General features: G+C 72.0%; 9 protein-coding genes. 4 read left to right on the top strand and 5 right to left on the bottom strand.

The annotated features are described in order from the left end of the window. Position 1 precedes the first annotated feature (1 nt). A complete protein-coding gene (locus AB0A63_RS06695; RefSeq protein WP_360386076.1) occupies positions 2 to 1,138 on the bottom strand; it encodes a Fic family protein in 1,137 nt (378 codons plus the stop codon). Positions 1,139 to 1,218: 80 nt separating this feature from the next. Next, entirely contained in the window at positions 1,219 to 2,298 is a 1,080-nt protein-coding gene (ychF, locus tag AB0A63_RS06690; protein ID WP_360386074.1) for a redox-regulated ATPase YchF, read from the bottom strand. An 80-nt stretch (positions 2,299 to 2,378) separates the two neighbouring features. Here ychF and AB0A63_RS06685 point away from each other — a divergent pair, with 80 nt between their 5' ends. Together AB0A63_RS06685 and AB0A63_RS06680 are read left to right on the top strand one after the other, a co-directional pair. Beyond that, positions 2,379 to 3,665: an AlkA N-terminal domain-containing protein gene (locus AB0A63_RS06685; RefSeq protein ID WP_360386073.1), complete on the top strand. Its 1,287-nt coding sequence runs from the start codon at positions 2,379 to 2,381 to the stop codon at positions 3,663 to 3,665. Continuing rightward, a complete protein-coding gene (locus AB0A63_RS06680) occupies positions 3,662 to 4,159 on the top strand; it encodes a methylated-DNA--[protein]-cysteine S-methyltransferase (protein ID WP_360386071.1) in 498 nt (165 codons plus the stop codon). Before AB0A63_RS06685 ends, AB0A63_RS06680 begins: the two co-directional genes overlap by 4 nt. A 322-nt stretch (positions 4,160 to 4,481) precedes the next feature. Here the strand turns inward: AB0A63_RS06680 and AB0A63_RS06675 are convergent, their stop codons facing one another. Further along, complete coding sequence (locus AB0A63_RS06675) at positions 4,482 to 7,358, bottom strand: SMC family ATPase (RefSeq protein WP_360386069.1); 2,877 nt, start codon at positions 7,356 to 7,358, stop codon at positions 4,482 to 4,484. Then, on the bottom strand, positions 7,355 to 8,494 hold the full coding sequence (locus AB0A63_RS06670; protein ID WP_360386068.1) for an exonuclease SbcCD subunit D: 1,140 nt from the start codon (positions 8,492 to 8,494) through the stop codon (positions 7,355 to 7,357). The genes AB0A63_RS06675 and AB0A63_RS06670 overlap by 4 nt, the downstream gene beginning before the upstream one ends. A 98-nt stretch (positions 8,495 to 8,592) precedes the next feature. Between AB0A63_RS06670 and AB0A63_RS06665 the strand changes: the two genes are divergently transcribed. Together AB0A63_RS06665 and AB0A63_RS06660 are read left to right on the top strand one after the other, a co-directional pair. Beyond that, positions 8,593 to 9,504, top strand: coding sequence for a DNA recombination protein RmuC (locus AB0A63_RS06665; protein ID WP_360386067.1), 912 nt, complete (start codon positions 8,593 to 8,595; stop codon positions 9,502 to 9,504). An 89-nt stretch (positions 9,505 to 9,593) separates the two neighbouring features. Continuing rightward, a complete protein-coding gene (locus AB0A63_RS06660; RefSeq protein ID WP_360386065.1) occupies positions 9,594 to 10,313 on the top strand; it encodes a DUF6542 domain-containing protein in 720 nt (239 codons plus the stop codon). Positions 10,314 to 10,448: 135 nt separating this feature from the next. Here AB0A63_RS06660 and AB0A63_RS06655 read toward each other — a convergent pair whose 3' ends face one another. After that, a complete protein-coding gene (locus AB0A63_RS06655) occupies positions 10,449 to 11,393 on the bottom strand; it encodes a 4-hydroxy-3-methylbut-2-enyl diphosphate reductase (protein WP_360386063.1) in 945 nt (314 codons plus the stop codon). Positions 11,394 to 11,423 lie beyond the last annotated feature (30 nt).

The raw sequence follows: 11,423 nt of genomic DNA, 5'->3' as shown, positions 1-11,423 counted from the left end.
GTCAGGACGCGTACGGGTCGATAAGCGTCAGCGGTGTCCGAGCCGCTTCGAGGGCCGGTTCCGGAAAAGCCGAACCGGCCGTGTAGAAGCGCGCACGGGTGCGACCGACAGGTGTGAGGACCCCGGCGGCGACCAGGTCCCTGAGATCACGCTGGGCTCGTTGCAGGCCCAGGTCCTCGGCTCGCTCGTAGCGGGTACGGCGCACCCGGCCCGACATCGCGACGTCGTGCAGAGCCGACACCACCCTCTGCTCCAGCCCCCGGGACGCGGCGAACTCGTCGAGCAGCACCCACACGCGACCAGAACGGTCCAGGCGACTGCGCACGGTCTGCGCCTGCTGGTGGTAAGCGGTGAGGTTGAACCGAACCCAGCCGGAGACGTCCTGGTCAGGACGGTAGATCGCCCCGCGGCTCTGCAGTTCGCGGTAGTACTCCCAGGTGTTGCCCGGCCGCCCGAGCCACGCCTCGATCGAGGAGAACTCCGGCGCCAGCTCTCCCTCCCTGGCGATCATGAGCGTCTGGAGCGACCGGGACATGCGGCCGTTCCCGTCCGCCCACGGGTGGATGGAGACGAGGTGGAGATGCGCCATCGCGGCACGCACGAGCGGATGACTGCCGTCGTCCGCGTTCAGCCACTCCACCAGCTCGCCCATCAAATCCGGCACGTCGGCCGCTTCGGGCGCCGTGTACACCGCGATGCTGGGGTCTCGGGCATCCGTCACGTACACCGCGCCGCGACGCCACTGGCCAGCCGGCTTGCGCGGGGTGTTGCGGTGCCCCTGCAGCATCCAGTGGAGCGCGTTGAGGAGCTCCTTGCCGTACCGGAAGTCCTCGACGTCGTGCAGCGTCTGGATGTACGTCATCATCCGCTGGTAGGCGAGCGTCTCCTCGCGATCTTCTTCGGAGACGTCGACGTCCCGTTCACCGTCGATCAGGTCCTCGACGTCCACGGTGGACACCTTGAAGCCTTCGATCGAGTTGGAGGCGGCCACCGCGTCAGCGGTCAGGAACTTGCGCAGCCCGTCGGTCCACTTCGTCGGAGCGGACCGGACCTGGAGGCGCAACGAGCGCCGCAGTTCCTCGATCTCGTGCAGAACACGCTGATCTTCAGACCTGAGGACGGGCGTGGGGTACAGCATCGACCAACAATAGAATGACGCAAACATTGCGTCAATGCGTCAGGTGCCGGACCTCGACGATCCGGCACCGTCGTCCGGGGTCAGACGTTGAAGCGGAACTCCACCACGTCGCCGTCCGCCATCACGTAGTCCTTGCCCTCCATGCGGACCTTGCCCGCCGCCTTCGCGTCGGCCTTCGAGCCCGCGGCCACCAGGTCGTCGAACGACACGACCTCGGCCTTGATGAAGCCCTTCTCGAAGTCGGTGTGGATGACGCCCGCGGCCTGCGGGGCGGTCGCGCCCTGCGGGATGGTCCACGCCCGCGCTTCCTTCGGGCCCGCGGTCAGGTAGGTCTGCAGGCCGAGGGTGTGGAAGCCGGCGCGGGCGAGCGAGTGCAGGCCCGGCTCGTGCTGGCCGATGGACTCCAGCAGTTCGAGGGCCGACTCCTGGTCGAGCTCCAGCAGCTCGGACTCGACCTTGGCGTCGAGGAACACCGCGTCGGCCGGGGCGACCAGCTCGCGCAGCTCCTTCTGGCGGGCCTCGTCGCCCAGCACGCCCTCGTCGGCGTTGAAGACGTAGAGGAACGGCTTGGTCGTGAGCAGGGACAGCTCGCGGATCAGCGCGTGGTCCACCTCGGACTTCGCGGAGAACAGCGTGCGGCCGGAGTCGAGGATCTCCTTGGCCTTCTGCGCGGCCTCGAGGGCGGGGCGGCGGTCCTTCTGCATCCGCGCCTCCTTCTCCAGGCGCGGGACGGCCTTCTCCAGGGTCTGGAGGTCGGCGAGGATCAGCTCGGTGTTGATCGTCTCCATGTCGGAGGCGGGGTCGACGCGGCCGTCGACGTGCACCACGTCGGGGTCGTCGAACACGCGGATGACCTGGCAGATCGCGTTGGCCTCGCGGATGTTGGCGAGGAACTTGTTGCCGAGGCCCTCGCCCTCCGACGCGCCCTTGACGATGCCTGCGATGTCGACGAACGACACCACGGCCGGCACCTCGCGCTCCGAGCCGAAGATCTCGGCGAGCTTGGTGAGGCGCGCGTCCGGCAGCGGCACGACGCCGACGTTCGGCTCGATGGTCGCGAACGGGTAGTTCGCGGCGAGCACGTCGTTGCGCGTCAGTGCGTTGAAGAGGGTGGACTTGCCGACGTTGGGCAGGCCGACGATACCGAGGGTCAAACTCACGGGTGACGAGTCTACGGCAGACCACGGTGGTGTCCGATTCCCGCGAGCCATAGCGCGTTCCCGCTGGCAGGATCGCTGACATGGTCATCGACGAAGAGCACGCGTACCGGGTGTGCGCCGCACGTGACGCCCGGTTCGACGGGTGCTTCATCCACGCGGTGCGCACGACCGGCATCTACTGCCGGCCGTCGTGCCCCGCGGTGACCCCGAAGCGCCGCAACAGCCGGTTCTTCCTCACCGCGGCCGCCGCGCAGTCCGCCGGCTTCCGCGCCTGCCGCCGCTGCCTGCCCGACGCCACGCCCGGTTCGCCGGAGTGGAACCTGCGCGCCGACCTGGCCGCCCGCGCGATGCGGCTGATCAGCGACGGCGTGGTCGAACGCGACGGCGTGTCCGGCCTGGCGACGAAGCTCGGCTACTCGGAACGCCACCTCACGCGGGTGCTGACCGCCGAGCTGGGCGCGGGTCCGCTGGCGCTGGCCCGTGCCCACCGCGCGCACGCCGCCCGTTTGCTGATCGAGACGACCGAGATGGCATTCGCCGACATCGCGTTCGCGGCCGGGTTCGCCTCGGTGCGGCAGTTCAACGACACCATCCGCATGGTGTTCGCCTCCACGCCCTCCGACATGCGCGGCCGCGGCAAGGCGCCGGTCGGCACGCCGGGACGGATCGTGCTGCGCCTGCCCTACCGGCCCCCGTTCGACGCCGTCGGCCTGCTCGCGCACTTCCGCGCGCACGCACTGCCCGGCGTCGAGGAGGTCACCGACGACTCCTACGCGCGCACGCTGCTCCTGCCGCACGGCGAGGCGACCGTGCGGCTGACGTTCCCGGCCGACCACGTCCTGTGCTCGCTGCGCTTGGCCGACGTCCGCGACCTGGGCGCCGCCGTAGCGCGGGTGCGGCGCCTGCTGGACCTCGACGCCGACCCGGTGGCCGTGGACTCGTTCCTCGGCGCCGACCCGCTGATCGGCCCGCTGGTCCGCGCGGTCCCCGGCATCCGCGTCGCGGGCAGCGTCGACGGCGCCGAGACCCTGCTGCGCCTCGTGGCCCCGTTCGCGGGCGTCCCGCTGCGGGTCCCGGACGGCGCGCTGACGCACCTGTACTCGGCGGGTGACCACCCGGTGGCCGAGGCGCTGGCGAGCGGCAGACTCGTCGTGGACGTGGGCCGCTCCCTCGAAGACCTGACCGAAGAGCTCGCACCCCTGGTCGGCGCCCAGAACGCCGACGAGGTGGCCATGCGGGTCCTGGGCGCACCGGACGTCCTGGTGCTCCCCGCGCGACTGCGCGACCTGGCTCCCCACGGCCCGGACTGGCGGCCGTGGCGCTCCTACGCGAGCGCACACCTGACGAGGAAGGCAGCAACCCCATGAGCGTCGCCCACACGTCCACCGTGGACACCCCGACCGGCCCGTTCACCGCGGTCGTCGCGGCGGACGGAGCGGTGCTGGCCAGCGGCTGGACCGCGGACCTCGCGCTGCTGACGCCGCAGATCCACGCCTCGCTGATGCCGTCGGAGATCGTCCCGCGCCCCGACCTCGGCACCGTGACGAAGGCCGTCGAGGCTTACCACGAGGGTGACCTGGAGGTGATCGACACCGTCGAGGTGCGGCAGAGGTCGGGACCGTTCCTGCAGCACGCGTGGGACGTCCTGCGGACCGTCCGCGCCGGCGAACCGGTCACCTACAGCGAGTACGCGTCCCTGTCCGGGCGTCCGGCGGCGGTGCGGGCGGCGGCGTCGGCGTGCGCGCGGAACTCCGCGGCGTTGTTCGTGCCGTGCCACCGCGTGATCCGGATCGGTGGGGACCTGGGTGGGTTCCGCTGGGGGCTGGACGTGAAGCGCTGGCTGCTCGCGCACGAGAGCTGAGCCCCGGGCGATAGGGACCGGGCGCGGAACGGCAGTTCGGGCAAGGCGGCGGAGCGAGACGCGTCCGGGCGAAGCGGAGCCAGCGACGAAGCGCGGCGCGTACGGGCGAAACACGAGCGGGCGAGGCGCAGGGCCGCTGTGCGGGCGGAGCGGTCGCGAGTGGCACCTGAGCAAAGCGGGTGGACGCGAGCGGAGCGCGAGCCTGCGGGCGCGCAGGCGAACCGCGTGCGAGCCGACGGCGGCGCGACGAACACCGAGCGAGCTGGTCGCGGCGCGACCAACCGCGTGACACCGGCTCCGCGCTGGAGGTGGTGCGGGACGGTCAGGCCAGCGACACCTCCAGCGTGGAGCCGGTGCGGGCCTTGCGGACGCGCAGGCGGGTGGGGATGCGCTGGCGGAGTTCCTCGACGTGGGAGACCAGGCCTACGACGCGGCCACCGGCGCGGAGCTCGTCGAGGGTGTTCATGACGATGTCGAGGGTGTCGGAGTCGAGGGTGCCGAAGCCCTCGTCGACGAACAGGGTGTCGAGGAGGGCGCCCCCGGTCTCGTTGGCCACCACGTCGGCGAGGCCCAGGGCCAGGGAGAGGGAGGCGAGGAACGACTCGCCGCCGGACAGGGTCTTGGCCGGGCGTTCGCGGCCGGAGTAGTCGTCGAGGACGTCGAGGGTGAGGCCGCCGCGGGTGCCGCGGGCGCCGGCCGAGTCGGAGTGCACGAAGCTGTAGCGGCCCTGGCTCATGCGGTGCAGGCGGGCGGAGGCGGCGACGGCGACCTCCTCCAGGCGGGCGGCCAGGACGTAGGAGCGCAGCGTCATCCTCTTCGAGTTCTGGCCGCGGCCGTTGATCACGTCGGTGAGCGCGTCCAGCTCGGCGTAGGCGGCTTCCAGCGGTTCCAGCGCCTTGCGTTCGGCGCGCAGGCGGGCGGCCAGTTCGCCGACGCGGTCGAACGCGCCGCGGGCGCGGGCCAGGCGGGTGGCGGCCTCCGAGGCGGTCGTGCGGGCCGCGGTGGCCTGGGCGACCACCTCGTCGAGGTCCACGGCGGTGGCCGGGTCGACGCCGGCGAGCTCCTCCAGGGTGGCGGTGGCGCTGGCGCGGGCGCGTTCCCAGGCGGCGATGCGGTCGTCCAGGGCCTGCAGCTTCACCGGCGGGCGGGCGGCGGCCAGGGCGGTGGGCACGTCGGCGAAGCCGGCTTCCGCGGCGAGAGCGGCGACCAGCGCCTCCTGCTCGGTCACGCGGGCCAGCGCGGCGTCGCGGGCGGAACGGCGGTCGGCCAGCTCCACCAGGGCCTTGGCCAGGCGCAGGAGGTGGTCGCGGCGGGTCAGCACGTCGTCGTGCTCACCGCGCGCGGCGTCCAGGCGGGCGGCGCGGACCTCGACGGTCGTGGTCAGGGCGGCGTGCTCGGTGCGCAGGCCGACCAGGTCCTGCTCGACGCGCGACTTCTCCGCGCCCAGTTCGCGGGTCTTGGCCTCCAGCGCCACGAACTCCGTCTGCCGCTGCGACCGGGTCCGGGCGAGCTCCGCCGCGGCGCGGTGCTCGGCGACCACGACGGCGGGCTCGTCGGAGCCCAGCACCTCCCAGCACGACTGGATGCGCAGCTCGGCTGCGTGCTGGGCCTTCTCGGCCGCGTTGCGCTGCTCCAGCGCGGCCTGCTCGTCGCGCGCCGCGTCCTCCTCGTCGGCGGCACCGACACCGCCCAGCATCGGCTGCGCGGGAGCGGGGTGGCTGGGCGACCCGCACACCGCGCACGGCTTGCCCCGCTGCAACGCCGACGCCAGCTCGATCGCCATGTTCTCCAGGCGCTGCTGGCGGACCTGCTGCAGCACGTCCTTGGCCTTCTGGTGCACGTCGATCGCTTGGTGCAGCTCGTTCTTGCGCGCCTCCAACGCCTTCAGCGCACCGGGCAGCGCCTCGGCCGCGTCCGCCTTGGCCTTCAGGCCCTCCAGCCGCGCGGACGCCTCGGCCGCGGCGTCGAGCTGGGCACGGCACCGCGCCAGCTCCTCCGGCAGCACCTCCAGCTCGGCGTTCACCGCGAGCAGCCGCCGCTCGACCTGGTAGGACGCGTGCTTGAGCTCCGACAGCCGCCGCTCGTCGGCCTTCTGCCGCTCGGCCTCCGCGGCCAGCTCCCCGAGCCCACCGGCCTCCTCGCGGAACCGCTCGGCGTCGGCCCGCAGCTCCGTGCCCGCGTACCCCAGCCGCTCCAGCGCCTCGGCGGCCCGCGCCTCGTCGCGCAGCGCGAACTCGTGGGACTGCCGCAGCTTCGCGATCTCACCGTGCGCGGGCACGACCGGGACGGCGCGGCGGGCGGCGTCGCGTTCGGCGAACCAGGCGGCGGAGTCCGCGTCCTCCACCCGCTGCAACAGGTCGCGGGCCTCGCGGACGCGGCGGATCTGGTCGGCCTGCACGCGCGCCTGCGCGAGCAGCGCGTCGGCCGAGTCGGCGAGCCCCGCGGTCTCCACCGACCGCTCCTCCAGCTCCTTCACCGCGCGGGACAGCCGGTCGAGCAACGCCTCCAGCCAGTCCGGCTCGTCGGACGGCTCCTCGCCTGCGGCCTCGGCGACCCGGTGCACCAGCTCGTTCGCACCGCGCCGGCGCTCGTCCAGCGCGCGGCCGGCCGTCAGCCGCCTGTCGCGGAACCACTTCTCCACGTCGAGGAACCGCTCGGTGCCGAAGAGCTTCTCCAGCAGGACCTCCCGCTCGGCCGTGTCCGACCGCAGGAACTTCGCGAACTCGCCCTGCGGCAGCAGCACGACCTGGAAGAACTGCTCGTACGACATGCCCAGCAGGTCCTCGACCGCGCGTGCCACGTCGTCGATGCGGGTGATGCCCTCGCCGTCCCAGCCCTCCAGCCAGGTCAGCGAGCACTTCGCGGGCTGCGTGGTGAAGCCGCCGCCGCGCTTCTTCGGCCGGTCGAACTCCGGCGAGCGCACGATCCGGAACCGACGCGCCTGCACGGTGAGCTCCAGCGACACCTCGGTCGGCGTCTGCGGGTCGGCGTACTCGCAGCGCAGCTTCTTCACGTCGCCCCGCGCGCCAGGCACCCGGCCGAACAACGCGAACGCCACCGCGTCGAGCAGTGTCGTCTTGCCCGCGCCCGTGTCCCCGTGCAGCAGGAACAGCCCGTCCGCGCCGAGCTGGTCGAAGTCGACCGCCTCGGGCCGCGGGTAGGGCCCGAACGCCGTCAGCTCCAGGCGGTGCAGCCTCATCGCTCCCGCTCCCTCGCGACCGACGCGAAAGCCTCGCGCAGCAACGCCTTCTCCGCTTCCGACGGCTCGGACCCGCGCGCGTCGGAGACGAAGCAGCAGGCCACCTCCTCGTCGGTGCGGCCGCGCACCCGCTCGGCGTAGGTCATGGTGTGCTGCTGGCCCTGCTGCGGCCGCCACTCCACGTGCACCGCGTGCTCGAACCGCTTCTGCAGCTGCCGCAACGCGTCCATCGGCCGCACCCGGTCGGTCAGCACCACCGACAGGAAGTGGTCCTCCAGCGGCGTGTGCGCCGGGTCGGACAGCACGCCCTCCAGCGTGCCCGTCACCGTCGCGAGCGCCCGCGGCACCGGCAGGTCGCGCCGCTCCACGCCGACCAGGCCGCCCTCGTCGAGCTCCACCAGCCACACGGACTTGCGGTGCCGCGCCTCGGAGAACGAGTAGGCCAAAGGACTGCCCGAGTACCGCAGGTTGTCCGCCAACGTCTGCGGCCCGTGCAGGTGCCCCAGCGCCACGTAGTCCACGCCCTCGAACACCCGGGAGGACACGTCCTGCACGCCGCCGACCGCGATGGTGCGCTCCGACTCCGACGGCGCCCCGCCGGTGACGAACGCGTGCGCCAGCACCACCGACCGCGCCGCGCGACCGGCCAGGTCGGCCCGCACCCGCCGCATCGCCTCGGTCAGCACCCCGGCGTGACCCTTCTCCACGACTCCCAGGACGTGCCGGGCCGGCTCCGGTTCCAGGAACGGGATGCCGTACAGCACAACGGGTCCGTGCTCGTCGGCCAGCTCGACGGGCGTGGCCAGCTCGGCGATCGAGGTGCGCAGGTGCAGCCCGCCGGCCGCCGCGAACTCGCCGAACACGCCGATCCGCGCCGCCGAGTCGTGGTTGCCCGGCGTGATCACGATCCGCGCGCCGGCCGCCCTGATCCGCATCAGCACCCGCGCGCACAACGACACCGCGTCCGCCGACGGCACCGCCCGGTCGTACAGGTCGCCGGAGATCACGACCACGTCGACCCGCTCGGAGGCGACCAGGTCGGCGAGGCCGCCCAGCACCGACTCCTGCTCCACGAGCAGGTCCCGGCCGTGGAACGTCCGCCCCACGTGCCAGTCGGAGGTGTGCAGGATCCGCATGGGCCCAACCGTAGAGACGGGGTCCGACCAAACTCCGCCAGGGTTCCCGGCGTGTCACCCGATCGAGTTCACATCGGTGGTGGAGCATCATCGGTGCCGTGACCGCAGTGATCATCACCGCCTCCCTCGTCCTGGCCCTCGTGTGCGCCGGGGCGCTGGTGTTCGTCTGGCGCCTGTACCAGGACGGCGTCCGCCGGACCGACGAGGCCATGCTCGCCATCCAGGCCGAACGCGCGCGCGTGGACGCCCAGCAAGCGGCTTTGCAACGGTACGAGGTGGCGTTCTCCAGCGTCTCCGGCCGCGGCGAGCTCGGCGAACAGGTGCTCGTCGAGACGGCGCGCGCACTCGGCCTGAGGGAGAACCTGCACTACACGTTGCAGACGGACGTGGCCGGCGGCGGCTCGGTGCGGCCGGACATGGTGCTCAACGTCGGCGGCGGCCGCGCGGTCCCGGTCGACTCGAAGATGTCGATGGCGACCTGGGCGGAAGCGGTCGAGACCGACGACCCGCAGGAACGCCGGGACGCGCTGCGGGTGCACGTCCGCAACATCCGCTCGCGCGCCGCGGAGCTGGCCGGCAAGGGCTACCAGCGCTGGGCCGACGCGATCTACGGCACGATCATGTTCGTCCCCAACGACGGCGCCGTCGTCGCCGCCCTGGACACCGACCCGGAGCTGCTGCGCTGGCTGCTCGACCGCCGGGTGTTCCTGTGCGGCCCGACCGGGTTCGCGGTGATCGCGTCCTCCGCGATGTTCGCGGTGACCGAACGGGCACTGGCCGACGACGTCGAACAGGTCCGTGTGCAGGCCGGGCGGGCCCACCGGGCCGCAGACGCCGCGATCGACGCGGTCAACCTCTCCTCCACCCACCTGCAGCGCTTCCTCAGCGCGCGGCGCCGTGAGCTCGACGCGCTGGAGGGGTTCCGCGCGAGCGTGGAGCCGCTCACCGACGCCTCCGCCACCCCAACGCCCCTCCCGATCGTCCGAAGGGCGGACGAACAGTCCGCATAAAACGCACAGAGCGTGCAGTCGGGTTGCTTTCTCGTGAGATAACCACGGACTGACGAACACCGAATGGCCGAACGGCTACCGTGTGCCTCGTGAGTGAGCTGCGTGACCGTCAGGACGACCTCGACGAGGTCGAGGACTACGACGCCGTGCCGTGGAACTACCGGGCCATCGGCGGGTCGTTCAAGGGCATCCCGTGGTGGGCCGCGATCCTCTGCGCGTTCATCCCGGCGGCCATCAGTGCGTTCATCGACATCAGCGGCACCAAGACGGTCGGCTGGACGTTCAACGTGGCGTTCTTCCTCGGCGCGCTCGCCGCGATCCTGCTGGTGCAGCGCCGCAGCCTGTTCGCGCCGATGGTGCAGCCGCCGCTCGTGCTGGCCGCCACCGTGCCGCTGCTGGTCCTGATGACCGGCGGGGTGGAGAAGGGCGGCCTCGCCGCCATGGCGCTGGGCCTGGGCAAGCCGCTGATCGACAGCTTCCCGGTCATGGCGATCACCACCGCCGTCACCGTGGCGCTGGGCATCGTGCGGATCTTCCTGCAGAAGGACCCGAACCGGCCGAGCGCGGACGAGGTCCGCGAGGCGAAGGCCGAGATCAAGTCGCGCAACAAGCCCGCTCGCAAGCCCGCGCGCGAAGAGGTCGTCGACGAGCCGGAGGAGCGTCCGCGCCGCCCACGTCCTGAGGGGGCCCCTGCACGCCGTCCGCGTCCGGAGGGTGCTCCGGCCCGCCGCCCGCGCCCGGAAGGTGCCGCCCGCGGCGAGCGCCCGGCCGGCCAGCGCCGACCCCGCCCCCCACGCGACGACCGCTGAGCTGCTGAAACACCCTGACTCATTTGTCCGGGCCCAGCCCGCTCAACCACACCCCGCACAACCTCGGCTGAGGGCACGCGGGGACCTTTCGTACTCAGTGAGAGTACGAAAGGTCCCCGCGTGCACTTCGGAGGACTAGCGGACGAGGTCCTTGCGGAGCTCGCGCGGCAACGAGAACGTGATCCGCTCGTTCGCCGTGGTGATCTCCTCGACCTCGCCGTAACCGTGCGTCTCCAGGAACTTCAGCAGCTCCATCACGAGCAGGTCCGGCACCGACGCGCCCGAGGTGACGCCGACGGTCTCGACGCCTTCGAGCCACGCCAGGTCGACCTCCTTGGCGTAGTCGATGAGGTACGAGGCCTTGGCGCCGTGCTGCAGCGCCACCTCGACCAGGCGGACCGAGTTGGAGGAGTTCTTGGAGCCCACGACCAGCACCAGGTCGCACGACGGCGCCATCGTCTTCACCGCGGTCTGGCGGTTCGACGTGGCGTAGCAGATGTCGTCCGAGGGCGGGTCCTGCAGCTCGGGGAAGCGGTCCTTGAGCTGCCGGACGCGCACCATGGTCTCGTCGACCGAGAGCGTCGTCTGCGACAGCCAGATCACCTTGTTCGGGTCGCGCACCTCGACGGTGGCCGCGTCCTCCGCGGTGTCGACGAGCTGCACGTGGTCGGGTGCCTCACCGGCGGTGCCCTCGACCTCCTCGTGGCCCTCGTGGCCGATCAGGAGGATGTCGTAGTCCTCCTTGGCGAACCGCACGGCCTCCTTGTGGACCTTGGTGACCAGCGGGCAGGTCGCGTCGATGGTGCGCAGCGACCGCTGCTCGGCCTCCGCGTGCACCGCGGGCGACACGCCGTGCGCCGAGAACACCACGAGCGCGCCCTCGGGGACCTCGTCCGTCTCGTTGACGAAGATCGCGCCTCGGTCGGACAGGGTCTCCACGACGTACTTGTTGTGGACGATCTCCTTGCGCACGTAGACGGGAGCGCCGTACTTCTCGAGGGCGAGCTCGACCGTCTCGACGGCACGATCAACGCCCGCGCAGTAACCACGCGGCTTCGCCAACAGGACTCGCTTGGGCATGCCTCCAGGGTACCCAGGACCGTTCCTAGG

Origin of the sequence: Lentzea sp. NPDC042327 (genome assembly GCF_040647275.1) — a bacterium.
Taxonomy (GTDB): Bacteria; Actinomycetota; Actinomycetes; order Mycobacteriales; family Pseudonocardiaceae; genus Lentzea.
Note: the sequence above shows the minus strand (reverse complement) of the source record. Positions and strands in the feature narration are given on the sequence as shown.